Annotated in this window: 22 protein-coding genes and 1 pseudogene; 7 read left to right on the top strand and 16 right to left on the bottom strand. The window is 48.3% G+C overall.

All coding sequences use genetic code 11. The features are described 5' to 3' along the window. Positions 1-39: 39 nt before the first annotated feature. The 9 genes from NSS79_RS10920 to NSS79_RS10880 all read right to left on the bottom strand — a co-directional run bounded on the left by NSS79_RS10920 (position 40) and on the right by NSS79_RS10880 (position 9,159). Positions 40-729, bottom strand: coding sequence for an iron-dependent peroxidase (locus NSS79_RS10920; RefSeq protein WP_342439374.1), 690 nt, complete (start codon positions 727-729; stop codon positions 40-42). Next, a complete protein-coding gene (locus NSS79_RS10915) occupies positions 726-2,018 on the bottom strand; it encodes a normocyte-binding protein (protein ID WP_342439373.1) in 1,293 nt (430 codons plus the stop codon). Before NSS79_RS10915 ends, NSS79_RS10920 begins: the two co-directional genes overlap by 4 nt. Then, positions 2,015-3,784, bottom strand: coding sequence for a serine/threonine protein phosphatase (locus NSS79_RS10910; protein ID WP_342439372.1), 1,770 nt, complete (start codon positions 3,782-3,784; stop codon positions 2,015-2,017). The genes NSS79_RS10915 and NSS79_RS10910 overlap by 4 nt, the downstream gene beginning before the upstream one ends. An 88-nt stretch (positions 3,785-3,872) precedes the next feature. Beyond that, positions 3,873-4,742, bottom strand: a complete 870-nt coding sequence (locus NSS79_RS10905) for a protein phosphatase 2C domain-containing protein (RefSeq protein ID WP_342439371.1) — start codon at positions 4,740-4,742, stop codon at positions 3,873-3,875. Next, complete coding sequence (locus NSS79_RS10900) at positions 4,739-5,272, bottom strand: FHA domain-containing protein (RefSeq protein ID WP_038589064.1); 534 nt, start codon at positions 5,270-5,272, stop codon at positions 4,739-4,741. Before NSS79_RS10900 ends, NSS79_RS10905 begins: the two co-directional genes overlap by 4 nt. 27 nt (positions 5,273-5,299) lie before the next feature. Further along, positions 5,300-5,848 (bottom strand): FHA domain-containing protein, encoded by a 549-nt coding sequence (locus NSS79_RS10895; RefSeq protein WP_342439370.1) that lies wholly within the window; start codon positions 5,846-5,848, stop codon positions 5,300-5,302. Positions 5,849-5,896: 48 nt separating this feature from the next. Continuing rightward, positions 5,897-6,319 (bottom strand): DnaJ domain-containing protein, encoded by a 423-nt coding sequence (locus NSS79_RS10890; RefSeq protein ID WP_342439369.1) that lies wholly within the window; start codon positions 6,317-6,319, stop codon positions 5,897-5,899. A gap of 124 nt (positions 6,320-6,443) precedes the next feature. Continuing rightward, entirely contained in the window at positions 6,444-6,869 is a 426-nt protein-coding gene (locus NSS79_RS10885) for a hypothetical protein (RefSeq protein WP_038589056.1), read from the bottom strand. 121 nt (positions 6,870-6,990) lie between these two features. Continuing rightward, positions 6,991-9,159 carry a transcriptional regulator gene (locus NSS79_RS10880; protein WP_341091517.1) on the bottom strand — a complete coding sequence of 723 codons (2,169 nt, stop codon included), beginning with the start codon at positions 9,157-9,159 and terminating at the stop codon, positions 6,991-6,993. Positions 9,160-9,555: 396 nt separating this feature from the next. Between NSS79_RS10880 and NSS79_RS10875 the strand changes: the two genes are divergently transcribed. Beyond that, positions 9,556-11,592 carry a VWA domain-containing protein gene (locus NSS79_RS10875; protein WP_342440342.1) on the top strand — a complete coding sequence of 679 codons (2,037 nt, stop codon included), beginning with the start codon at positions 9,556-9,558 and terminating at the stop codon, positions 11,590-11,592. Between the two features lie 112 nt (positions 11,593-11,704). Here NSS79_RS10875 and NSS79_RS10870 read toward each other — a convergent pair whose 3' ends face one another. Continuing rightward, positions 11,705-12,658 carry a serine/threonine-protein kinase gene (locus NSS79_RS10870; protein ID WP_342439368.1) on the bottom strand — a complete coding sequence of 318 codons (954 nt, stop codon included), beginning with the start codon at positions 12,656-12,658 and terminating at the stop codon, positions 11,705-11,707. 472 nt (positions 12,659-13,130) lie between these two features. Here NSS79_RS10870 and NSS79_RS10865 point away from each other — a divergent pair, with 472 nt between their 5' ends. Genes NSS79_RS10865 through NSS79_RS10850 form a run of 4 tightly spaced genes read left to right on the top strand, consistent with a single transcriptional unit; the run spans position 13,131 to position 16,954 of the window. Next, positions 13,131-14,324: a serine hydrolase gene (locus NSS79_RS10865; RefSeq protein ID WP_342439367.1), complete on the top strand. Its 1,194-nt coding sequence runs from the start codon at positions 13,131-13,133 to the stop codon at positions 14,322-14,324. Continuing rightward, the gene (locus tag NSS79_RS10860) at positions 14,324-15,142 is read left to right on the top strand and encodes an ABC-2 family transporter protein (RefSeq protein ID WP_342439366.1); all 819 of its coding nucleotides are present in this window, start codon (positions 14,324-14,326) and stop codon (positions 15,140-15,142) included. Before NSS79_RS10865 ends, NSS79_RS10860 begins: the two co-directional genes overlap by 1 nt. A 28-nt stretch (positions 15,143-15,170) precedes the next feature. Continuing rightward, the gene (locus tag NSS79_RS10855) at positions 15,171-15,953 is read left to right on the top strand and encodes an ABC-2 family transporter protein (RefSeq protein ID WP_342439365.1); all 783 of its coding nucleotides are present in this window, start codon (positions 15,171-15,173) and stop codon (positions 15,951-15,953) included. Next, on the top strand, positions 15,950-16,954 hold the full coding sequence (locus NSS79_RS10850; protein ID WP_342439364.1) for an ATP-binding cassette domain-containing protein: 1,005 nt from the start codon (positions 15,950-15,952) through the stop codon (positions 16,952-16,954). The genes NSS79_RS10855 and NSS79_RS10850 overlap by 4 nt, the downstream gene beginning before the upstream one ends. 427 nt (positions 16,955-17,381) lie before the next feature. Here NSS79_RS10850 and NSS79_RS10845 read toward each other — a convergent pair whose 3' ends face one another. Then, positions 17,382-17,675, bottom strand: a complete 294-nt coding sequence (locus NSS79_RS10845; RefSeq protein ID WP_342439363.1) for a hypothetical protein — start codon at positions 17,673-17,675, stop codon at positions 17,382-17,384. 58 nt (positions 17,676-17,733) lie between these two features. On the opposite strand from NSS79_RS10845, the gene NSS79_RS10840 reads away from it, so the two are divergent. Together NSS79_RS10840 and NSS79_RS10835 are read left to right on the top strand one after the other, a co-directional pair. Then, on the top strand, positions 17,734-18,297 hold the full coding sequence (locus NSS79_RS10840) for a hypothetical protein (RefSeq protein WP_342439362.1): 564 nt from the start codon (positions 17,734-17,736) through the stop codon (positions 18,295-18,297). Between the two features lie 52 nt (positions 18,298-18,349). Beyond that, positions 18,350-19,654 carry a TerD family protein gene (locus NSS79_RS10835; RefSeq protein WP_342439361.1) on the top strand — a complete coding sequence of 435 codons (1,305 nt, stop codon included), beginning with the start codon at positions 18,350-18,352 and terminating at the stop codon, positions 19,652-19,654. Positions 19,655-19,765: 111 nt separating this feature from the next. On the opposite strand, the pseudogene NSS79_RS10830 reads toward NSS79_RS10835, so the two are convergent. From NSS79_RS10830 to NSS79_RS10810, 5 genes and pseudogenes are all read right to left on the bottom strand, one after another. After that, positions 19,766-19,957, bottom strand: a pseudogene (locus NSS79_RS10830) (glycoside hydrolase family 2); the annotation flags it as partial. Positions 19,958-20,005: 48 nt separating this feature from the next. Then, positions 20,006-21,088 carry a Gfo/Idh/MocA family oxidoreductase gene (locus tag NSS79_RS10825; protein WP_342439360.1) on the bottom strand — a complete coding sequence of 361 codons (1,083 nt, stop codon included), beginning with the start codon at positions 21,086-21,088 and terminating at the stop codon, positions 20,006-20,008. A gap of 11 nt (positions 21,089-21,099) precedes the next feature. Continuing rightward, complete coding sequence (locus NSS79_RS10820) at positions 21,100-22,011, bottom strand: helix-turn-helix domain-containing protein (protein ID WP_342439359.1); 912 nt, start codon at positions 22,009-22,011, stop codon at positions 21,100-21,102. After that, on the bottom strand, positions 22,008-23,012 hold the full coding sequence (locus NSS79_RS10815; protein ID WP_342439358.1) for a Gfo/Idh/MocA family oxidoreductase: 1,005 nt from the start codon (positions 23,010-23,012) through the stop codon (positions 22,008-22,010). Before NSS79_RS10815 ends, NSS79_RS10820 begins: the two co-directional genes overlap by 4 nt. A 305-nt stretch (positions 23,013-23,317) precedes the next feature. After that, on the bottom strand, positions 23,318-24,106 hold the full coding sequence (locus tag NSS79_RS10810) for an SDR family oxidoreductase (protein ID WP_342439357.1): 789 nt from the start codon (positions 24,104-24,106) through the stop codon (positions 23,318-23,320).

The raw sequence follows: 24,106 nt of genomic DNA, 5'->3' as shown, positions 1-24,106 counted from the left end.
CTCCCGCAGCATCTGAATCTGCCCTCTCTTCTTGCTCCTTTAATACAAGGCAATGCCATCCTGAACCATCGTGTGATCCACGTCGAGAATGCCGAAATGGCGTTTCCAGTAAATCTCCGTTTCGAAGCGTACCGGTAAAAAAAGCTCCAAAATCAGTTCCAGCTTCTCCCTTGTCTCCGGGCGCTCTTCCTCACCGATATAGAGCAGCAATTCGTCCTTATCCTCACAATTCGCATACAATGTGGAACGCGGGAACATCCGGACCAGCAGTTCCCGCAGAAGATGCACCGCTTCGCCGGTATCGAACAGCCGCAGAACATGCCCGGCGATGACTTCCTGCTCTTCCCGTCCAAACAGCTTCAGCCGCTGCCGGATCCGTTCTCCGAAGACTCCCTCCTGCATTTCCCGCAGTGTGAAGCGGATTTGATATTCCCGTTTGTTCATCCCCTGCATCAGGTCCAGTTCAGCCAGGAAATGAATGATCAGATCGAATAAAGTCTCACGCAGTTCGGAATCCTCAGTGTTGTTAGGATCGAACAAGTCTCTGAAAATATCATAAAAACGGTAGTACGGGTTCACCTCAACCTCCTGCTCCACAGCAGCCGCATTGAGATAAGCATGGCTCAGTTCCATATAAGGTGAATACACTTTCGCCGGAACAAAGTGAATGTCGCTCCTCTTCATTCCCGCCCGCCCCGACCGAACCAGCAGATCCCAAATATAGTTCATACCCAGGCTCCTTCACAGCGGTACTCCGGAAAGATTAGCTGAACTTCAGAGACGAGGAAGCTGAGCACATCGTCACTTAGATAGGATCCGGCAAGTGATCGGTCCCTGGCCACAGCTCTGAACAGAAGGCGCATCCGGTACTTATCCGTCTGTACGCGGACCTGGTCGCTGACAAAGCTGTTCAGTTCATAAGTCAGCGGAATCTCCTGTCCCGGCGGCAGAATCTTGACATCCTCCAGTTCTACCTCCCGCGAAACTTCAAATGCCCCGGTCAAACGGGCAATGCCCCCCTTGGACCGAACCGGACTGCCGGCCTGCCGGACATATCTGCCGATATACCCTTCCTGTCTGCGGTTCGACAAAAGAGGATAATGCATCCGGCCAATTCCAGAATTCATGGGCCTCGTCACCTTCAGCATGGTCCAGGAATCCGATTTATCCAGCGGAGATACAACTGTAATCTCTTCCTCCGAGCGTTTAATATAACGGATATTTGCTTCCTCGCCATCTACAAGATATCCGTGTTCTGTGCCTGTTCTTCTTAGCGGCAGCACATGCTCGTAATTCACCCGGTCAGCCGCCGGAACGGGAAAGCCGCCGATCTTCATTTCCATTCTCTGAATATTCCAGATCGGCACCAGATTCATATGTTTATACGGTTCCAATTCCTCCAACTGTATGGAAATCTGCTTCACCGTCTCCTGGTTGTCCCACTCCGAACCGCAGGATATCAGGATGCAGTCCATAAATTTGTAGGCATAAGGGATGTGGACTGTTTTCCACGGCAGGCTGTTTTTACGGAATATCCGGTACAGTTCTTCAATGCGTTCGGTGTACATTGAGCTCTGCTTCAGCCGGACTGTTATCTCATACCGGCCTCCGCTGGTGATCATCTCACCCTTGAACTGGCGCTTGCTCCGGGTAAGAGAGCGAATCTGTGAGGTATCACACTGAAGGAACAGCGTACATAACTTCATTTCCTCCTGCTTCGATAGGGCAGCCGCAACTTCAGCCAGATTGATAAACTGCGGCTCTGAATCGCCTGGGACCATGGGGTACAGGAATTCATGCAGTGGATCAAGCTCTTCCCGGGGACAGAGTGACGCATACACATCATGCCGCACCTCCTCCGGCTCCAGTTCATTGAAGACGCGCTCCTCAATTTGCCGGTTCAGCGTCTCCTGATATTCCACCAAATTCAGAAATAAACCGGTCATTACATCCTTCAGCATCCGGCGCTGCTCCAGATCCTCCATCTTGTTCAGACGGTCACGAATGATATCTTTCATGGCTGCACCTCCTCTTCAGCAGATTTCTGGACCGTTTCCTCTTTCGGCAGCGCGGCATCTACACCGCTGCCCGGTTCTGTGCTCGCTGCACCTTTTGCGGCACTTTCCTCTAAACCCTTACCAGCTTCATTATTAGTTGAATTCCCTGTGATACTTCCGTTGTTATCCGTACTTTCATCTGGAGTCACCAGAGGCAAATCCATACTTCCCGTAAGGTCTGCAGCTCCGGCAGCATTCGGGTCTACAGCAGGTACAGGCGGGTTCAATTTCTCTTCCAGCTTGGAGATCTTGCGCTCCATTGCCAGTACCCGTTCCAGCATATCAATACTCTGATAGACCTCTTGTGCTGCTGCGTAAGCATCGAGCGCCCCGCTGTAATCAGCGGCTTCATTGTAACGGTCGCCCTTGGCTTCCAGCTTATCAGCCTGGAGCTGACTTACTTGCCGTTCCACATCCGATTTTTTGGCTTCCGCCGTTTCCAGCTTGGTTGTAATTTCAGCAAGGGCCTCTTTATAAGCGTTCTCTGTGGCGGAGGACCGCGCCCGCAGGTACAGCGTAATGGCGCCGCTGGAGTCTCCGTTCTGGAATTTGAGATCTGCTTCCCGAAGCCAGTCCTGTACCTTCTGGAAGGCAGTCATCTGTCCCAGTCTGTCTTCAATCGCCTGCCGCTTGAAGATACTGTACGGTTCCGACAGTTCCAGCGCTTTGGTATAGCTCGCTTTGGCTTTTACAATATCCCCCTCCTTGAGGTGGGCTTCGCCGTCAACCAGCTTTTGCGCAGCCGCCATTTTGTCTGTCAGCAGCTTTTTATGAAGCCGGTCCTTGAGCTTGATCGAGTTGTTGCGGCCCAGACTATAGTCGGATACTGCCTTGACATACTCCTGCTCTGTAACATACACGTCAGCACTCTGTTCGTACTGGAGCATGTCGGCAGCTAATTCGGCCTTCTTAGCCGCACTTTTGACCTTATAGAAGATCCCGGCGCCACCTACCAGAAGCACCGTTAATAGAATAATAAGAATGCGTTTGATCCACTTCTTGCGGTTCTTCGGCTCTTCCTGATAGGTCTTATTAGCGTAGATACATGCTGCCGTATAATTGTCTATCCGCATCCGCTGTTTGCTGAGCATGACTTCCTCAAGCGTATCCGCCAGCATGACCGGGTCATTCGCCGCCTGAACAGAATCAATCATCTCCGCGTCCTCGACAGCCTGCCACAAACCGGAGGTGCACATCACCAGCACATCGCCATCTGCCAGCGGAATCTTCCCGGAGACATAAGGCTTTAGCTTACCCGGCATCCCGGCATATTGCAGCAGATTGCCACGTTCATCATTCGTATCGATCTTGTCCTCGGCAATTTGTCCTTCGTCTGCCATCTGCTGGGCAAGGCTGTGGTCCCGGCTTTTCAAGATCAGGCGCTCCCCGCGAAAATGATAAAGTCTCGCATTCCCGGCTGATGCCCATACCATCTTCGTATAATCCGTCACCACAATTAGTATACTGGCCTTCAGACGGACTCTTCGGCTCTCATAATGCAGCCACTCATGGGCAATCCGGATGTAATCGGTCAAACGCCGCCGGGAGAGGGTGGGTTTCTCCAAAAAGCTCTCCAGAATCGTCTGCACAATCATTTCGGCACTGTGAGCCTCTTCATCTGAATCCAATCCATCGGCAATGATATAACAGGCCTTATCCTCCAGCTCAACGCACCCGAAAAAATCCCGGTTAGTCATAAAAGAACCCGATTCGGAGACGAAACTCATTAAAAAATCGCTGTTCTCCTTCCTCATGCGTATCCCCATTTCCCGTATTGATGATTTATGCTATGTACCCGGCGGGACATCTCCTGTTCTACCAACGCCTCTCCACAATAATGACTGTAGCGTTATCCTGATGTACAAGCCTTTTCTCCTCTATCAAATCAATCATGGCCTGAGCAGCATCATAGGGTGACAGCGGCCGGGACAGTATCGTCTCCATTTCCATTTCCGTGAGCGTGTTGTACACCCCGTCGCTGCACAGCATAATCTTGTCCCCTTTATACAGCTGAAAAGGTTCTTCTGCCAGCTCCATGCTCCTGAAATTCTCGGACCCCAGATAATTGACCAGAGTCTTGCGCTGCGGATTGCCTAGCGCCTCCGACTCGGTAATCTCACCGGACAGATACTGTTCCTGCAGTGTGTTCTCCAGCGTATGCTTATGGTTAACCGGAATCAGAATACCGCCGCGGTATACGAACAACAGGCTGTCCCCTACCGCCCCCCAGTAGAGCATACTACTGCGGATCAGCGCCGCTACCAGCGTGGTCCCTCCCTGCACTCCGTGCAACTGGTTCATGATCTCTCCATTGGCGTTCATTGCCGCATCACCGAAGAATTCCGGCGGATCGGGGAAGCGCTCCAGTTCCCGAAATTCTTTAACAAAAGTATGGACGGCCGCCGTACTGGCCACCCTTCCCCCGCTTAAACCGCTGATTCCATCCGCAAGCACAGCTAGCAATCCAAAAGGCATATTGACCGTCGCAAAATAGTCATCCTGCTCTTCACGCGCACCGATCGTCTGGCCGTTCCCGATTCCGTCCCCGGAACCGGTGCCAGCCTTCGGCATCTTTTGAATACGATACCTGAACATAATCAGCGGCCAGATCAGCAATATCCAGACAACAATCATCCAGTATGGGGTCAATGCACTATCATCCAGCAGTTGCTTCAGCGTATTCATTGCTGCTGCTCCCATTCAAAGTGAACACCGCACAGGGGAACAAAAATAAACTTGCTTCGTCCTAGCTGAATAACATCATAAGCAGCCAGCTCTACCGGGGAATATACCGCCTCGTTATTGTGATAAGCAAGTCCGGAAGCATCACCGGGCAGCAAGTAGAAATTGCGTTTCTTCGGATCATAGACAATCACCGCATGATTGCGTCTGGAGATCGTATTGTCACCCAGAATGCGCACATGCATCTCTTCCGAGCGGCCGATAAAATTCTTCTCCGCCATAATCCGGTAGTCCTGTCCCATTTGTGCCCCTTCAATACAGACCAGCCAACCCGTCACCGGTTCAATTCCGGTAGCCTCTCCCAAATACGGCATCGTTCTGTCATCTTCGGAAGGACGGGACGCCATAGCAATGGCTGCTCCCTTGCTGCCGGACGGAGCCGGGCTCTCCACGGTAAGATTACAGTAAGGACACGTGTTGCCGTGTCTTCTTGTGCTGAACATATGTCCGTTAGCGCATCTTGTCAGACTCATTCGCTCTCATACCCCCGCATGTGTTGTTCATTTCACCAGAATCCTCGTGTTGGCAATATAAATTAAGTCCCCCGCCTCAAGCAGGCTGGGTTCCTCGATTTCCAATTTAACTGCTTTGCTCTGATTGCTTTTCCGTATACCCACACCGCTGGAGGATTCAATATCCTCTATGTACCATTTGCCGGATGCTTTGTTCAGCACAGCATGCTGGGCGCTGATCAGAGAAGCATAAGGTGTATCTGACAGATCTATATCCGCTTCGCCGTGCCTTGAGCTTTTGCCGATCAGAACACTTGTCTCGCCTTCTATGTACCATTCCTTTACACTTTCACCGTCTTCACTCAGCAGCACCAGCTTTACAACCTTGCTGCCGGGTTTGACCTTGTTCTGCGCCTTGATCTTCTTGGGTCTTGTTCTGACTGCAATTATGACTACTGACAACAAAAGGATTGCTGCCGCAACCACCTGTGCCCCCCTAACCTTTGCAACCACAAATATGTAATAGAATATTACAGCCGAGATGGCTGTTATCAATAGATCCAGCACCAGGGTCCAGATCGACCTTCCTTGTTTCACTCCCATAACCTCCGCCTTACCGGGCTACGCCCCAGAATGACTGCCGGATCACTTCTTTCGGATTCCAAAATAGCGCTCAAACAGCTCCGATGACTCCATACTTTTTGCTGGCTCAGAGCGTTTGGGGATGCTCCGGTCACTCTCCTTTTTCGGCTGGAAACCAAAAAAACGTTCGAACTGCTCTTGCATATTTCCCGGATCAAAACTGACCCGCTCCTTGCCTGGGGATGGCTTCTCCGGCGGCTCTCCGGATGCCCGGGTTGTACGCGACTGCGACTGATAAGCCGTCCTTGACTCTTCATTACCTAGTACCTTATAGGCCTCATGAACCTGCTTAAACCGCTCGGCGGCCTGCGGATCTCCTCCGTTCGTATCGGGATGATACTTTTTGGCCAGCTTCCGGTAAGCTTGCTTCACTTCGGCGGATGATGCATTTGGGGCAATACCAAGCACTTCATAATAATCTGTCAATCGCCTCACCGCTTCCCGTTACGATTTAGAGATAAATAAACATTAAGAGGCGCATAAAGGCCCCTTAATGTTCTGAACATCAGGCCGACACAGCAGCCCGATGTCCCAGTCCGATTACCTAATATTAGGCCGAAAATCCGCCATCGATTTTGGTAAGTTCGGTTTTGTCTTTCTTTTGTTTGATGTACAGTGTGAACTCACCAACACCTTCGGTGTCCCCGTAACGTTCTGTGTAATCTACAACGAATGCGTTAGGGAAATGGATCTTGCGCACTACTTGGTCTGCTGCAATAACTTCAAGCGTTACTTTGCGGTAGCAGTCCGCTTTTTCAGCAGGAACAATAGACCAGAGCGCCAGCTTGATGGTGTCATCTGCATTATCGCCGTCAGTAGCCGTGATAATTTTACCAGTGATGCGCAGGGTTGCTCCAACATCGGTCGATCTTGCGTTTGAATCATCCGGAGTGTCCGTGTCGTACACAACAGAACGAATATTGTCCATTCCCAGTTCGATTGTTTCTGCACCTTCAACTTTTAAAATAAAACCCATAAATAAAAAACCTCCTCGAAAAATAGTATTGAAATATGTATAAAGGCTAGCTCGGATGAACAAGCCTCTGATACCTTAATAAGTTCTGTAATATAAACTTTTATCGTTGTTATATGAATGATTAAGCCTTAACAGTGCTGGTTCCCTTGGTTATCATGACCTCAAGATTCTTCACGTTACCGTTGAAGACCAGATCTATATGGCACAGGTTGCTCTTCTCGTCGATAATATAGCTCATATCATCGCCTTCTTGAATGATCGAGTTAACCGATCCGCGTTTGCCCAACCAGCGGCTCTTCTGACTGCTCGGATTGTTGCTGAAGAACTTCACTATGTTCTCATGCTTGAAATCTCCGGTCTGGAAGCGCAGGAAACGTTCGATATAGGTACTCACCTGTGTTTTGTAAATGGAATCATATCCGTCCTCTGACATAGCCATACTTCTCGATTTATATACGGTAATCCGTTTGATATCCGTATCCTGAAGCTGTGCGTTCTCAGAGGAGAAAATAAATCCGAAGTTCTTGCGGTTAATGGAGTCCTTGATTGTATTCGTGAACCCCGAGATTTCCTTGGTCATCGTTGTTACGGAGCGCAGACTGTTGTCTCCCGCTTCGATATCGAAGCGTACCCCCGGAAATTCCCGGTTTACATTCTTAAAGTTGCTTCTCAGATATTCAGGACATTGATAAGCAGCTACAATACCAGCGGCAACATAAGCGGCTCCGATATAGACACCCTCGATCCAAAGCTTCAGAATGTCTTCTTTATCCTTGGACAATTCCACACCGTTCTCGGTCTGCAGCATTCTGCTGTCAATGATAACACCGGACTTCTCCTTAGGAATCACCGTGAAATTCGGTGCACTCGGGATCGCAAATTCACTGTATTCCTTCCGTGTCAATCCTGCACATTTGTCAATGTACTTGTCGATTCCGGCAGTAGCCATACTGCTGAACGTAGTGTCCTCGCCAGACTCGAAACTGAAGAACAACTGCACCTTGTAGTCCTTGATCACTTGGAGCAGCATTGTAAGTGATTCCATGCTGTTGCCATCCTGCTTGACCACTTTGTCGTTTCCGCGAAAACGTTCCCGGCTAACTTTGACCTTGCCGGTTGTCTCTAGCTCAACGGAAGGTACAATCCCGTACCAGATCGTATCGGAGAATTCATTTTTCGAGTTCACTGTATTCAAATATGTCTCCAGCCGCGGGATATTGCTGCTCTTCACGAGCATATCCAGCTTGCTGTTGGCAATCAGCATCGAAGGCTGCATGCCTTTGTTTTTAACCGCATACTGGTCGAAGAACATCTTGACACCCAGTATTTTTTCCACTAGCGGTTTAACCGTCTTGACGAAATCATCTTTGGCATTCTTGTAGAATTCCAGGTATGTATTGTAATTCTGTACTTCCAGTGCGGCATTGACTTCAGCCCGGACCGCCGGAAGCGGACAGAATGTGCGTACTACCAGGTCCTGCACATAAGTAGACGGAGATTCGGACAAAGAGCCGTAATCTTCAGCAAATACCTGTGTGAGATCTGTATTCGTGCTTTCATCCAGAAGCATCAGGTCGGTACTGTCACTCTTGGGAGCCTCGATGATCTTCAGTTCACCGCTCTCGCCGATGGTAAGCTGGCCTACTTGAATCAATTCGGAAGATGTATCCTCCTGCGCCCGGCCGAGCAGCAGCCGAGTCTTGATATCCTCGATGGCCAGTGGCAGCATAGCCATGACATTGTTATAGTTGCGGCTGGCTTCCTCAAACATAATATTCAGTTTATCGCCGACATCCAGTTTTTTGGGATCTCCGTCATCCAGCTTGTCGTACTGGCCGTACATGTAGTGAATCTCTTTGCGGACCTGGCGGATATCATCCATAACCTTCTTTGGAGAGATCATGTCCAGCAAATTTTCAAATTTGAAATCAACATTCGTAATCCCTTGGCTTCTTTTCGTATCGATCAGCGTGAACAACATTCGCAGGAAGTCATTGCTCTGATCAATCTTAATCTCTGAAATGGTATCATCCGGAATGCCTTCAGGCTTCTTCAGCGTGTACATTACTTTCTGGTTCGCCGCATTAAAAAAGGAGTAGATGCTCGGTGAAAACTTGTCGAGGAACTCATCAAAATTGTGCACAAGAAGATGCTCATTAATCTCTTTGATCTTATCGTCACTCAAGCTGTCGATACCTTTTACATCCCCGACGATGGTGATTAAATCGAGCTTTTCCGGGTTGATTTCCTCAAAAAGCAAGGTTCGGTTCGTTTGATTGATAATGTCCATTCAGGCAGCATCCCATGTTAAAAAAGGCTCATGAGGATGCCTTCCCCCCTCCATTATTTTCTGTTACCCGGCATGCATTCGTGAGTCTTTGGTTACACCATTCGACTAAATACTGCCATTTGCTGCGATAATTTTTAGATTCATGGGACCCATCTTAACCAGTAAAGATAATTTTTGTCAATATAAAGGCATATAGTTCCATTTAATCATTTTTATGACTAACTAGACTAAAAGGACTATTTTGTATTTTTTCCTTATTTTCCCTCAAAGAGCTGCCGATGATAACCTTATCCCAGCATTTTATGGAGCTGCATCAATAACTTTAGGCCTAAACAGATACAAGGGGGGATTCCGCAGCTTATGTACTTTAGATCACTCAGGAAAATTGTAGTAGTGATGATACTGATTTCAAGTTGCTTGGCAGGGAACGGCGGGACTTCCAGCTACGCATCATCCGGCAAGAACTCTACCGCTTCCGCTTCGGCAGGAGGTCTGGATGCCATGTTTGTACTGGATGTCAGCTACTCCATGAATCAGACGGACAAGGACCGGATAGCCGATGAAGTTATCCGCATGTTCATGGATATGAGCGGGGGGCAAAAAACCAGGCTGGGCTTCGTGGCCTACAACGACCGGATCACCGCTTCTGTCCCGCTCACGGATATTACGTCTTCCGGCGCACGACAGCAATTACGGAGCAAGATCGACAGCTTGAAGCGGACCGGCTACACGGATCTTGGCCTTGGACTGCGGCGCGGCGCGGAACTGCTGGAGAAATCCCGGGCAAACGGTAGACAACCCTTCCTCATCCTTCTCTCCGACGGAGAGACCGATATTGGAAACAGCTCCGGTAGACGGACTTTTGCTGATTCTGCAAATGATGTGGACAAAGTCATTAACATGGCCCAAAAATCAGGATACCCGATTTACACCGTTGGCCTTAATTATGGAGGCAAGGTTAATTCAAGTGAATTGGAGCGGATCTCAAGTGAGACGGGCGGCACCTCTTTTATTACCGGAAGTGCAGACGATTTGCCTGAAATATTTAACCAGATCTTTGCCAGTCAGATTCAATCCGTACTTACATCCGTAGCAGCCGTTACAGCAAATGGCTCCCTTCAGGAAATCACCGTGGAGATTCCCAATTCCAGCATGGCTGACGCCAATATTATCATGCTGTCGGAGCATCCGGTAACGGAGGCCCAGCTCTATTACAAATCAAGCAATGTAAGCTTCATTCAATCGGATAAATACTCGCTGATGAAAATCGTCAAGCCGGTTAAAGGCAATTTCGTGCTGAAATTCCGCGGACATGCCGGTGACCTTGTCAAAGTCAATCTGCTTGGCAATTACAATATGCGTGCCGAAGCCGCTATATCCGGCGGACAAAAGGTGCTCAAAGGACAAGCTACCGTCTTCGAGGCTGCACTATACGGAATAAACGGCGCTTCTAAAGTACAGGATACCGATATTTACAATCGGCTGAAAGCAGAACTGATCGTAACACCCAAAGAAGGCAAAGTTGAACGGATTCCACTAACCAATACGGGAAGCGGCTTTCAGGGCACCTATATATTTCCTAAATCAAATACATACCAATACCATATCCGTGTAGACGGTTCGGATTTCTACAGAGAAGGCAAAACTGCAGTCATCGAGATTAACAATCTGCCGCCGGTCGCTTTGAATAAATCCATTGATTTGTCCAAGGATGACGGAGCTGTTGAGCTTGACTTAACCAGCTACTTCGAAGATCCCAATAAGGATTCGCTTACTTATACCGTGGATACAGAACAAGGAGATCGGAGCCTGGCTCAAGCAGACATCAAAGATGGACAACTCTTATTGTCTTCGCTGCATTCAGGAAAGTCCTATCTCTCAGTAACAGCCACAGATGATGAAGGCGCCAAAGTAACCGCCCGAATCCCTGTACATATCACTTCCATGGTGGAAAAGATGCTGCGTATTGGCGTACTCTCCGTACTGTTGCTGATTGCTATCGGACTGCTGTACTGGTTCGTGCTGCGACCAAAGCCAGTATTTCGCGGCAGACTGGAGGGTTATTTCCTAAGTACTGCAAGCGGTACGGATATTCCTGTGACCCACTGGCCGATGACCTCGTTTCAACAGCGCAGGATGAATCTGGCTGAATTGCTTAACATGATGGAGATCCGGGAACATGTTCCGGAAGCGGGGAATATCTGGTTCAAGGCCGGCAAGAATGAAACCTTGATCGTCCGGCATGATTCCCGCTGCACCGTCGTACATGGGAGAACCCCTGTGGAGCGTGGCAAGCAGGAAGTGCTTGAATACAATGACCGGCTCTATATTACGTTCGAAGATGGTCTGACGGAGATTGAGATTCGTTATAAGGCCATTAAGCCAAAAACTAATATTTATGTAGGCCAGCAGAGGGATTCGGAAGCTATATAAGCTGTGGAGAATAACCGGGGGGCGTGCGAGCGTTGCTTCCAGGCAAAAGAAAAGTGACCCTCAAGTCAGGATCACTACCGGTTACCGTATGGGACAACCTTTAGAGGTTGTCCTATTTCTTTCCGGACGACAGATCCATCGCTGCCTTCCCAAGTACTGCTGTACCTTTCCACTTCCATAGAAAAGACTGAACTTGCAGTGCCCTCCTGAACTTGGCGAGTGACGGGCAACGTTGTTCCTGCCGCATGGCCAGGCCCCAATGAACGGTTCGCGACAGCCAGCGGCTGACTTCCGGATTCTTGGTCCTAACCGCAGGAATTTGTTCATCGAACAAGCGCAGCTTCACATCGGCAGGTGCTTCACCGCAGAAGCAGTAATGTAATAGCGCAGCCAGACTGAATATATCAGACATTTCATTATGAGGTGACAATTCAGAGTAAAGCTCCAAGGGAGAGTAACATGCTGATGTAAAGATTGTCTGCTTCTCCCCTTCCTTAAGCGGAAGGCGGACTGCAGACCCAAAATCAATTAGCTTCGGAGTGCCATCCTCCATAATCATAATATTGGAGGGCTTGATATCCCGGTGAATAATGCCTTGAGTATGTATGTATTCCAGCGTCTCCACCAATGGCAGCAGGGTATGATTGATGAATAATGCGCGGTCAACCGCTCCACGTGCACTCAGCCACTTATCCAGAGATGTTCCCTGGCAGTACTCCATAATAATATATCCTGTCCCGTGAGCTTCCAGATGAGCAAGATACTTCAGAAGATGAGGATGCTTCAATTCAGAAAGAAGCTCCGCCTCCTGCATAAACGAATGCAGAAGCTCATCATATTTGTCCAGGCTATTCCCCAATCTAATTTCAACCGTACGCTTATCAGCCTTTCGCCGGGCCAGCACCGAAGGATAAAACTCCTTTATTGCGACAGGTTTCCCCGTCTCCTTTTCCCTTCCCAAATAGACAATTCCAAGCTCACTGCGCGATATTACTTTTTTGATCTGATAGACGCCATTCAGCAATGTGTTACGCGGCAAGGCAGAAGCATTTGATTTTCCGTCCACAGCCAGCCCTCTCTTTTGTTAGAATTCTATTAGACTGCATGCAAATCGAGTGAATATGAATATTACATTATTCGTATATGATGTTTATCGACCGCTGTTGCTTAATTATTTAATCAGTCAGCAAAAAATCTAAAAATGTTGTCAATAAGCTTTCGATCCAGCAATGAAACGGCATCTCTACCGGACAAGTCACATATATATTTATACCTTTTTATACGTCATTTTTGCAATCTTTTTCTTCTTTGTAAATATCATCCTCTATTAAAATTCTTACACAACACATCACCCGGGCAAGTTTGGTTATATACAAATTTACCGTTGTAACATCCATACTCTGGAAATATACTTAAGTGGTATCGTGCTGAAAGCTATTACCATGCAGAGCGGCACGAATAGGCGAGTTCCTGTGAAAGCGCTTAGATAGATTAGGTATCCTTGCATGGTGCTAATAATTTCAAGGAGGCATATATGTATGCTGTTTACGCCAGGCATTACCGACTGTTCACCGGCAGAGGTAGGTTATGATACTTCGAGAATCGGGGTTTTGCACAACCACTTCCAGAACCTGATTGATCAAAATAAGATCCAGGCCGCATCTTACTGCGTCTCAAGGTATGGAAAGACCTTTATGCATGGTGCTATGGGATCGCTTTCGTTCCGGGAAGACAAGGCGGAGCCGCTTTTACCGACAACCGTTCATAATATCGCATCTATTACCAAAGCCGTTACCTCAGTAGCAATGGCCAAGCTTGTTGAGGACGGTATTCTCCGGTTTGACCTTCCTGTCAGCGAGTTCCTGGAGCAGTTTAACGTGGACCCTTTTAACAAAATCGATATCTACAGCCTTCTGACCCATACCTCGGGCCTGTTTCCCGACTGTGCGGGCAGCTTAGTTCCCTATCATAAATCCTATTGGCAATTAATCGGTGAATATTTCGAAAAGTATAACCCTGAGAATGGGGATCCGGACTGGATCACAGCCGCGCTGAGCTGCGGGGTCAATAAAAAAGTCGGCGAGGAATGGCAGTACTGCTCATTTGGCTTCTGCCTGCTCGGAGAAATCATCAAGAAAGTGACTGGCGTAACCGCTGAACAGTACATAGAAGAGCAAATCCTGAAGCCTCTTGGCATGAAGGATACTGTTTGGGAACTGACTCCGGAGCTAGCCGGACGCGCCATTATAAGAAACGAGAGACATGAGAAGCGGCTGAACGATCTAATTAACGGTAATCAGCCTGAAGTCTCTCCAGAGGAAAAGCTGTGGGATACAGTCTCCAGCACCGGCGGAGGTCTGGCCTCTACGCCAGCCGATCTCATCCGGTTCGCCAACATGCTCCTGGGCATGGGAACACTGGGCGGTACCCGTATCGTCGGCCGCAAAGCGGTTGAGAAGATCACGACCCGCACCCTGTACGGGGTTCCCGATTATTGCTGGAATAACGATGTCAAAGACCGGAGCTATGGCATTGGACTGGATATGAGGAGAGGCCCCGCCTTCCTCTACTCTCCAACCAGCTATTTTCACGAAGGCGCTGGAGCCTGCTGCATGGCCATCGACCCTACAGAGCAGCTTGCCGCTGTTTGGTTTGTGCCTTTTACCGGTGATAATTGGTACGCAGAGGGCCTATTTAATGTAACTAATATCATTTGGTCTGGACTCACCTGATGAATAGCCTGCAACGCAAATGGCTTATTTGCCGGACGGTGGCGGAGGTAACCTACAAAGAGTGGAGTGCCTACCGCACTCATTCCATGGTGTCCATTATCGTCGGTCCTGTATATTTTATGGTACAATATTTTATCTGGACGGCGGTATATGGAGATCATGCTTCGCTCAGCGGTATCGGACTCCCCCAAATGATCCGCTATTTCGGCGCTACTGCGCTTATCGGTTACCTGGTCATGGATTTTGCCGATTGGAACTTATCCATGCTTGTGCGCACCGGTAAATTCCTTACCTTTCATTTGCGCCCGATTCATCACCGTTCTTTCGCTTTGTTTCAGAAGATCGGGCATCGGTCTCTCGGTTTCCTGTTTGAATTTTTACCCTGCCTATTGATCTTCATTTTTATTTTTGGAGTTGATATGCGGCCGGCAAGCTTTCCATGGATGCTTCTGTCGGTGCTGCTTGCCTTTCTAATGATTTTTTATGTGAACTACATGATCGGCCTGACTTCATTTTGGCTTGTCCAGTCAGCTGGAATACGAAGCGCTTTTATGTTGGTGTCGGGTATTTTTTCGGGTGCGCTTATTCCGCTTGATTTTTTTCCGCACTGGCTTCAGGTGATCCAGTTCTTCCTGCCGTTTCAGTACATGGCCTACCTGCCTGCAATGGTTTTTACCGGCCATTACTCCCTTGGAGGCGTTGAGCTTTCCATTGAGCAAGCCGTGGGCATACAGGCGGTGGCCTTGTTAGTTACGTTCGGATTAAACGAGCTTGTTCGCCGTCTGGCCATGAAGCAGTTTACTGCTGTCGGCGCGTGAATGCCCCCATGAAAGGACAGTTTTTTACATGAAACGGTATCTGGATATTTACAGGCAGTGCATGTATTCTGCTTTGCAGTCGGCTGTGGCCTATCGTATGAATTTCATTATCAGCAGTCTGATCACCCTGGTCGGCAACATTCTGTTTCCGCTGGTGACCCTGCTTATTTACCGGGCGGGCACCAGCTTTCCCGGTTGGAGCTTGTTTGAGGTGTTGTTGATCCAGTCTGTATTCACCATGTCCAGCGGCCTTTCGAGCCTTATTTTCGGCGGCGTTCTCTGGACCACAATGTCGCATGTCCGTGAGGGAAGCTTCGAAGTTATTCTTATGAAACCGCTGAATCCGCTGTTTTTTATTATTGCCACAACATTTTCTACCGAAAGTATTGGCCTGTTTCTGGGCGGGGTTTCGCTATTCATATTCTCCGCTATGCATGTCGGCGCCATTCCGGTCCTTTGCTGGCTCCAATTTGCCGGGATGTTTATCGCAGGGACGGCGGTCCTTGCAGGATTATCTCTAATGATGGCCGCTATGTCCTTCAAATGGGTGGGCAACTCGAGAATTTCCGAGCTTGCTGACAGTGTGCTGCACATTGGAAAATATCCGCTGTCCATATTTCCGAAGGCTGTACAAGCTTTGGCCACGATGATAATTCCTGTGGGAATGGTAGGCTTCTTCCCTGCTTCCGCTCTTCTAGGACGGGTGCATGCCAGCGATTTCGCTGCTGTTCTGCCCTGCTTTTTATTTCTGGCGGCAGGAGTATGGGTTTACCGGCATATGATCAGATTGTACGAGGGGGTAGGCGGATGATGCCGGTTATTGATGTGTTGCATTTAACTAAAACGTATAAAACCTATAAGCGGGGCGCAGGTATGGGCCAGACCTTTAAGAGCTTCTTCCAGCGCGAAGAGGTCGTGGTCAACGCCGTCAACGATATCAGCTTTGCCATTGGGCAGGGGGAAATCTGCGGTATTCTGGGTCCCAATGGGGCGGGAAAATCAACGGCGATCAAAATGCTCTGCGGCGCGCTGTTTCCCACAAGCGGTGAAATTCAAGTTCTTGGTTATTCGCCTGCCCGGGACAGGAAACGTTATGTCGGCAAAATCGGAGCCGTATTCGGTCAGAAATCCCAATTGATCTGGGATATTCCGCCTATCGACAGCTTCAACATGAACAAGGCAATCTACGGAATCGCCAATCAGGACTTTAAACACCGTCTGGAAGAGCTGACGGGAATGCTGGATATTGCGCATGTGATCGAAAAACCCACACGAGTGCTGTCCCTTGGCGAACGCATGAAATGCGAATTCGTCATGGCTATGCTGCACCGGCCGGAGGTTTTGTTTCTGGATGAGCCGACCATCGGGCTTGATGTGATCGCCAAGGTCAAAATCCGCGAATTCATTCACCAGATGAACAAGAAGCATAATATGACGTGTATTCTGACCACCCATGATCTTGAGGATGTGGAGGAGCTTGCCCACCGGGTCATTGTCATTAACCACGGGGAGAAGGTTTTTGATGAATCGCTTCAGCAGCTGAAGCTTTTTCTGGGGGATAAGAAACGGGTCAGTTTTACTTTTGCGGAGTCTGTGCACAAAACCATCTTCGACAATGCCTACACCAAAGTGGTCGAGCGCCCGTCAGACTTTCAAATTACGCTTGAAGTGGATACGGCACTTATTTCAATCAGCGATTTTATCGAAGAAATCTCCAGGAAGCACCGGTTCTCCGACATTTCGGTCAAGGAACTGCCGATCCAGCAGGTTGTCATGAATATTTATGAGAATGCGGAAGGTGTGACCGGCTAGCGGTTTGACTCCTGCTGGATCATATTACTGTAAGGTATGGTGAAGGAGTCGGGTGAATCGTTACGGACCGAGGAGCCTTTATTTCCACAAGAAGCACTGTTTTGTCTACCTTCCGGACTCAGATGCAGCTAATTGCTGACATTCCGCGTGAAACATGCCTGATGGAGGGGAATAAGTGCAGCACGGTCCGCTAGCATTGCTAAATGTGTCAATTAGAGAAAATAAGGGCTGTGGGGTCCGAAGTTCAGGAGAAGGAATTCAGGGACTCGATAGCCTATCGCAGAAGCTGGTGTTTGGGGCTTAGGGATGGATCAGGCGGGCGCGAAGGGGGAAAGTCGTAGGTGGTAAATCATATCTGGCCTTCCTTTAGCAAATACTGTACAGCACTTTGAAGTTCTGCCTGCACCTTCTTATATTCTATGGCTTGTCAGGTTCTAAGCAGTGGCACAAAACGGGCATTGCCTGTCCCCTTGATCTTCTCAATCAATAGAAGGATCATTCCGCGATTGCGATCCTTAAGCGTTTCTACATAAGAATAGTCATGCCCGTCCAGCAACGAGCCAAGCTTGAGCAGCAACTCCTCAGCATATGTTTCACGTTCTATAGCCCACCCTTTTTCCGAAAAAACTATCAACGGCAATCTGTCGCTATATTCGATTTCCAGATACCCTTTGCGTGGTAAATAATAAAGGGGAAAATCCGCTCTCCCAAGATTCCCCATATTCTGCTATGCTAATATAATCACACAGAACGAAGAAGCAGGAGGCGCAAGTAGAACAATGGATGCATTTCAATATGAGCTTACTTCAGAGACTGCTATCAATCTGAAATATGAATATGGAGGTGAATACTTCACGTTCAGCCTGTATCGGGATGACAGGGGATGGGTTCTTCACCCTTTTGATGGTATGCTGCTGGGGAATCAGACGATGTGCGCTCTTGTCGTACAAGAGTTGTTCAAGCACAAGCCTTTTCAGGTAATGCTGGCGAAAGAAAGTATTCTCTTTTCCGATATACGTTCTACCGTTAACCTCGAGAATGTTAACACTCCGATTGCTGCACGCAATGAGCGGGAATCACACGATAGCCCGGCCGATGACATGATGGAATTTGTTGAGCAGCACACGGTTGAAGAGGTCATTGATTACGAGTGCGGGCTTATCGGAAGCCGCATTTCGTTTTATAAGGAAATCCTGCAGCGTATGTTCATGGACAATTTGGGTCCTTCGGATCCTGAGTTCCAAAAGGTGCAGGATATTGTACGTATTTACGAACATTCCTTGGAGAAGCTATCCAGTCTGAACGGTCCAAATCTCGACGCCGGAAGACGTGGCAGATTCTAACCTGCTTCAGGTATTGATCCAGCTCTACTAATCTTTTGAAAGGCTGATTCTAATGACATTTGATCTGATTAAGGGACAAAAATGCAATTTAACGAAAGACGAGCCTCTACTTACCCGTATTATAGTAGGAATGGGCTGGAATAATACCAGATCTGAGGTTGAGGTTGATTTTTCTGCTTTTTTGCTTACGCCGGCCCAGACTGTCTCTAAAGATGAGGATCTTATTTTTTATGGCAACCCTTCTACTTCGAACCAATCCGTAGCTGTATTGCTGTCCGATAAAAGAGCCTACGCGGGCTTAACCGACAACACCCAAATCACTGTCGAGCTCCGGCAAATTCCTACGGACTACGAACGGGTTGCATTTGCGCTAACGATTTATGAGGGTGAAAAGCGGCAGCAAAACTTCTCGCTACTGGACGATGCATATTTACGGATTATCAACGCCGCTGATGGAACGGAGCTTATCCGCTACAGGCTAGGTAAAGCTTTTTCTGTAGAGACCGCCATTGTCGCCGGAGAAATCTATAGATTCAATAATGAATGGAAATTCAGCGCTGTGGGTTCCGGATATGCAGGAGGTTTAGCTGCCTTATGCGAAAGTTATGGAATACAGGTTAATAACATAGTGCCGTCAGTTCTACCCTCTAGCCCAGTAATTCAATCGCAGCAGTCACCCTTTTCTCTCCCAGAGCTGCGGTCACGCCCTAAGGCGGGCAATTTGCCCCCCTCTTCACCAGCATCACCTCCAGCCCCTCCTCTAGATCTCAATACTATCTTGCTTAAGAAACGCGGTGAGATGATCAATCTCCAGAAAGGGACTGAATCCCTGGGCGAGATACTGATCAATCTCAACTGGTATCAAAAAAAAGCATCGGGCTGGTTCGGAAGTAAAGGCATCGACCTTGACCTTGGTTGTCTGTTTGAATTAAAAAATGGCATTAAAGGCTCTGTCCAAGCACTCGGTGAATCCTTCGGAAGCTTGAACAGACCACCTTATATCTCCCTAGACGGGGATGACCGCACCGGATCCATTGCCACGGGCGAGAATCTGCGGATTAATGGCCATTATCTTTCCGAAATCAGCAGAATTGTTATCTTTGCTTTCATCTATGAGGGAATCACGAACTGGTCGGAGGCTGACGCTGTTGTAACCATCAAGCAGCAGAGCGGACCGGAGATCGAGGTCCGGCTGGATGAGCATAACAACAATAAGGGTATGTGTGCCATCGCCATGATTCGTAATCAGAATGATGATACATTCAGCGTGGAGAGACTCGTAGAATATTTCGGCGGGCACCAGGAATTGGATCAGCATTATAACTGGAATCTAAGATGGGAAGCCGGTAGCAAATAGCGACATTCGGAATCGTTGGAGAGAAATCTATACGGTTATAAATACGTTCATTCCTCCCGTTTATCGGAAGGAATGAACGTTAACGAAAGACTATGAATCGGCGGACAATGCTTCAGAGTACTCATAAGCATTCACTGCTTCACTCCCCAGCAGGCCCAGGCGGTCGCACCCGTACAGGTAGCGGGGATCCTCCAGCTTCTGGTGCTCACGGGCGCCATTGAAGCCCATCGCTTTTATCAATTCCACATCCTGCCTGATGTCATATTCGCTCGGCGGTGTCAGGTTCCCATCAGGATAGTACCCCGAATCTTGGCTGCTTGAATTTCAGATTTGATAAAGGGAACTCCTCCTTTAATCGAAGTAAACGGCTTTCCCTGTGCGCGCGGATTCATAAAGTGCTTCCAAAATCAAGGAAACTACATATGCCTGCTCAGGTCTTACAACCGGTTCCTTATCCTGATCAACCGCTTCAATCCACTTTCTCATCTCCAGGTCAGGCGCACTTTCCTTTGTGCCATCATAGAATGCTACTCCACCTGCGTTCAGCTCAATCTCATTTTTATATAAGCGGCCATGCTGTTCTCCGTTAATCCGCAGGCCCTCTTTCATATCCGCGCCGGCTTCCGTTCCGCTCAAGCTGCATTTTGCCTCATCAACCTCCAGCGAATTCAGGGCCCAGCTGGATTCCAGCATGATCGTTGCACCATTCTCCATAACAATCATTCCAAACGCCGAATCCTCCACTTTAAATTTGGCGGGATCCCAGGGTCCCCAGGCATTTGCAGCATTTTCCCGTTGGGACAGCTCATGATATTTGGTTCCCAAGACGACTTTGGGCTGGTAATTGTCCATCATCCATAAGGTCAGATCAAGTGCATGGGTTCCTATATCGATGAGCGGTCCTCCACCCTGCTTCTCCTCATCAAGAAAAACGCCCCAGGTAGGTACTGCTCTTCTTCTGATGGCGTGCGCCTTGGCGTAATAAATATGGCCTAATTGTCCTGCTTCGCAGAGCTTTTTCAGAAATAGACTATCCTCTCTGAAGCGGTTGTTATAGCCTACCGTTAGTTTTTTCCCTGTTCGCTTGGCTGCATCAACCATTCTTTTGGCTTCTGCTGCCGTCTTGGCCATCGGCTTCTCACACATGACATGCTTGCCGGCTTCCAGCGCAGCGACAGAGATTTCCGCATGAGACTCATTGGGAGTAAGCACATGAATAATATCAAGTGTGCCATCTTTAAGTAATGTTTGATAATTCGTGTAGACTTTTGCGTCTTTGCTTCCATATTGTTGTGCTGCTGCTTCAGCCCGCTCCTGAACGATATCACAAAACGCAACCATTTCAATATTGTTCAGCTTGCTTAAACTTGGCAGGTGCTTCCCGCTCGCGATTCCACCACACCCGATTATGCCTAACCGATACACTTTACTCATATCTATCATCCTCACTTTATCGTATGTTTCCCGTTTCTATAGGTCGCGGGAGTTATTCCTAACCGCTTGCGAAAAACATTATGCAAATAGTTGGCATTCGTAAAACCTTCAGACTGAGCAATCTGTTCAATCGGCTGGTTGCCCTCCGAAAGCTTGCGGCAGACACCTTCCAAACGGATATTCTCAAGAATCTGGGAGAAGGATTGATCAGGATTGACCTTATTAAAAATCCGCTGCAGCTGTCTGGAGCTGATATTCAGCTTTTCTGCAACATTGTCCAGCGTGACAGCCCCGGAATAATTAGCCCTGATATACTGAATGGCGTATTCATATCTGTAGGTCAGCATATCCCGCACCGGCGCTTCCGCTCTAACCCCTTCCGGATCATACGCTCTTGCTGTTTTTAACAAAATACTGATTACAAACTGTTTGATGGCTGTATAATATCCGGTGAACTTATCCTCACAAGCTTCATAGGCTTCCAGAAAGCAATTCATGGCATGATGCCGGTCATGGATCGGAATGAGGGGGAGTTTCCGCAGTTTGTCGATACATTCCTCCGCTTCTGCTACCTCCCACGGATCCACTTCTGCTCTGCTTTTCTGTCTAATATCAATATGGAGGCAAAGTTCGTCCATGGCTTCTTCCTGGTCAGCCTCCTGGTAATGCATCACACCCGGCCCCGTTAAATACAGCATACCCTGTGATAATGGGTACTCCTGCTCAGCGAGAATCACTTTCCCTTTACCTTTAGGAATAAAGTGAAACTCAAACTCTGCATGATTATGGAAATCTATGATTTTTCCGGCCGGGAATGAGGTTAAATGGAACCTGAGTACAACAATCTCATAATGTCCCCATTGAACTGTAATATCGAGTCTCTCCAGCAAATCTGACTTTTGAGACATCGTTTGGTAGATCATGCGTTTACATCTGCTAACGGGATGACCCGTCCTTCTTTTGCCGAGCGATTTGCAGCTTCCATTAATCTGGTCAGTTCTATGGCAGTCTGAACATTAATATCAGCAAAAGTATCACTCTGTATATGATTGACCCATTGATGAAAAGCACTGTCGTGATTATCTTTTATTGGAATCTCCGTCCAGCTATTCGGGGTACCCTCAGGTTTATTTGTCTTAAGAAGTAATTTATCCTCCGGCGTTCCGAAGAGCAGAGTTCCTTCTGTTCCGTGAACCTCGATGGTAAACGGCGAATGGCTGTTCACAAATCCGGCCTCCACCACACCGATCGCCCCCGAAGTAGTAAACAGGGTTGCTACTGCATTGTCCTCCACGTCTTTCCCTGTGATATATCCAAAATTGGCACTTACACCGGTCACATCCTGACCTAAAAATAGGCGGGTTAAATACATAGGATGGCATCCCAAGTCGATCAAAGCACCCCCTGAGCATTGTTCCTTATTATAAAAGTGCTCAGGCAGCCAGCCGGCAATGGCCCCATTGTGGGATAAGCGAACTCTGACATACGTTATCTCCCCCAGTAGCCCCCCGCTAATCAACTCCATAATGGACAAAGTGTATCCGTCGTTCAATCGCGGCAAGGATACGGTAATTTTCACTTGATTCCGATTTACCTCGGTAATAATATCATCAACTTCCTGCACTGTCGGAGCGATAACCTTCTCGGTAAAGATATGTTTGCCTGCTTTGGCGGCGGCCACTATTACATCCTTATGAATGTTTGTCGGCGCATCCACGATGACAGCGTTAACATCTTCCTGAGCCAACATATCATCGAGAGACTCGAAGTAAGGCACCTTCAACGTTGCAGCCGCTTCTTGTCCTCTTATCACGTCTTCGTCCCATACTGCAGCGATAAACGTATCCTCATGCGCCTGCGCTTGCTTAACATAGTCCCAAGCATGTACATGCCAAAAGCTGACTAGACCAATGCCAATGCTCATTTGCTATAACCTCCAACATATAGTATTCTGACATCCCACTATAAGGTAACATATCTGAGTCGCTTTTTTTAATAGGAAAATACGACAAATTATATATAATATTACGACATACGTTCATTAACTTAATGATGCTTGCGCTGTAGTATTTAGTATATTCCATACAACAATTGGTTATTTTACCCCCATATCAATTGCTACGTGCGTGCGGACCGCCCCCCCCTAAAAGGGTTAGCTCTTGCTCCAGGAAAAATAAAGATCCGTTGCCAAATTTGGCACGGATCTTTTATTACTATTTGGACATCGTTTTATTTGAACCGCTGGGCTTGCCTTGAAGGCATAATGGTTAGTTCCGGAATGCTGACATGCTCAGGCTGCTCCAATGCATAAAGTGCCGCCTCTGCAACATCATCGGGATGTAACGGCAGAACTTTCGAAGCAAACGCCCGTATTTCATCCTCGGAATACCCGGCCACCTGAGAAAACTCCGTTGCCACCGCCCCGGGCAGAATCGTCGTAACGCGAATTCCCTGATCGATTGTCTCCAAACGTAATGCAGACGCTATGGCGTTAACGCCGTATTTGGTAGCGCTGTATGGACCTCCTCCGGCAATCACTTCCTTGCCTGCAATGGAGGAGATGATGATGACATCTCCCTTCCCCTGATCCAGCATTGGCGGAAGACCGTAGTGCAGCGTCAACATTAGACCGTGTACATTCGTCTTGTACAGCTCCTCCCATCTTTCCAGATCCACTTCTACCAATGGACTTCGATACCCGAATCCGGCATTGGCAACTATAATATCGAGACGGCCCCAGCGGTTAATCGTTTCATTGACCACATGCTGTACTTCTTCAGCCTTTTGAATATCAGCAGGTACCGCCATAACCTCGTATAATCCCTCTTTATGCAATTCCTGAACCAGCTCATCCAATCGATCCTGCCGACGTGCCACTACAGTCACATGGGCGCCGCGTTTTACCAGTTTCCTGGCGATCGATGCCCCGATTCCGCTGCTGGCGCCTGTCACCAAGGCCACTTTACCGGTCAGACTCTCCTTCTCATTCCAAGATAGCTCCAAATCATCCAGATTCAT

It is taken from the genome of Paenibacillus sp. FSL L8-0436 (assembly GCF_038593025.1).
GTDB lineage: Bacteria > Bacillota > Bacilli > Paenibacillales > Paenibacillaceae > Paenibacillus_AQ.
Note: the sequence above shows the minus strand (reverse complement) of the source record. Positions and strands in the feature narration are given on the sequence as shown.

Bases quoted from the DNA above. Each gene is read 5' to 3' on its own strand.
- NSS79_RS10880 (WP_341091517.1), bottom strand. From the start codon at position 9,159: ATGGACATTATCAATCAAACGAACCGAACCTTGCTTTTTGAGGAAATC.
- NSS79_RS10840 (WP_342439362.1), top strand. From the start codon at position 17,734: ATGGATGCATTTCAATATGAGCTTACTTCAGAGACTGCTATCAATCTG.
- NSS79_RS10885 (WP_038589056.1), bottom strand. From the start codon at position 6,869: ATGGGTTTTATTTTAAAAGTTGAAGGTGCAGAAACAATCGAACTGGGA.
- NSS79_RS10820 (WP_342439359.1), bottom strand. From the start codon at position 22,011: ATGATCTACCAAACGATGTCTCAAAAGTCAGATTTGCTGGAGAGACTC.
- NSS79_RS10910 (WP_342439372.1), bottom strand. From the start codon at position 3,784: ATGAGTTTCGTCTCCGAATCGGGTTCTTTTATGACTAACCGGGATTTT.
- NSS79_RS10850 (WP_342439364.1), top strand. From the start codon at position 15,950: ATGATGCCGGTTATTGATGTGTTGCATTTAACTAAAACGTATAAAACC.
- NSS79_RS10900 (WP_038589064.1), bottom strand. From the start codon at position 5,272: ATGAGTCTGACAAGATGCGCTAACGGACATATGTTCAGCACAAGAAGA.
- NSS79_RS10875 (WP_342440342.1), top strand. From the start codon at position 9,556: ATGATACTGATTTCAAGTTGCTTGGCAGGGAACGGCGGGACTTCCAGC.
- NSS79_RS10920 (WP_342439374.1), bottom strand. From the start codon at position 729: ATGAACTATATTTGGGATCTGCTGGTTCGGTCGGGGCGGGCGGGAATG.
- NSS79_RS10825 (WP_342439360.1), bottom strand. From the start codon at position 21,088: ATGAGTAAAGTGTATCGGTTAGGCATAATCGGGTGTGGTGGAATCGCG.
- NSS79_RS10845 (WP_342439363.1), bottom strand. From the start codon at position 17,675: ATGGGGAATCTTGGGAGAGCGGATTTTCCCCTTTATTATTTACCACGC.
- NSS79_RS10860 (WP_342439366.1), top strand. From the start codon at position 14,324: ATGAATAGCCTGCAACGCAAATGGCTTATTTGCCGGACGGTGGCGGAG.
- NSS79_RS10815 (WP_342439358.1), bottom strand. From the start codon at position 23,012: ATGAGCATTGGCATTGGTCTAGTCAGCTTTTGGCATGTACATGCTTGG.
- NSS79_RS10810 (WP_342439357.1), bottom strand. From the start codon at position 24,106: ATGAATCTGGATGATTTGGAGCTATCTTGGAATGAGAAGGAGAGTCTG.
- NSS79_RS10865 (WP_342439367.1), top strand. From the start codon at position 13,131: ATGCTGTTTACGCCAGGCATTACCGACTGTTCACCGGCAGAGGTAGGT.
- NSS79_RS10855 (WP_342439365.1), top strand. From the start codon at position 15,171: ATGAAACGGTATCTGGATATTTACAGGCAGTGCATGTATTCTGCTTTG.
- NSS79_RS10915 (WP_342439373.1), bottom strand. From the start codon at position 2,018: ATGAAAGATATCATTCGTGACCGTCTGAACAAGATGGAGGATCTGGAG.
- NSS79_RS10905 (WP_342439371.1), bottom strand. From the start codon at position 4,742: ATGAATACGCTGAAGCAACTGCTGGATGATAGTGCATTGACCCCATAC.
- NSS79_RS10835 (WP_342439361.1), top strand. From the start codon at position 18,350: ATGACATTTGATCTGATTAAGGGACAAAAATGCAATTTAACGAAAGAC.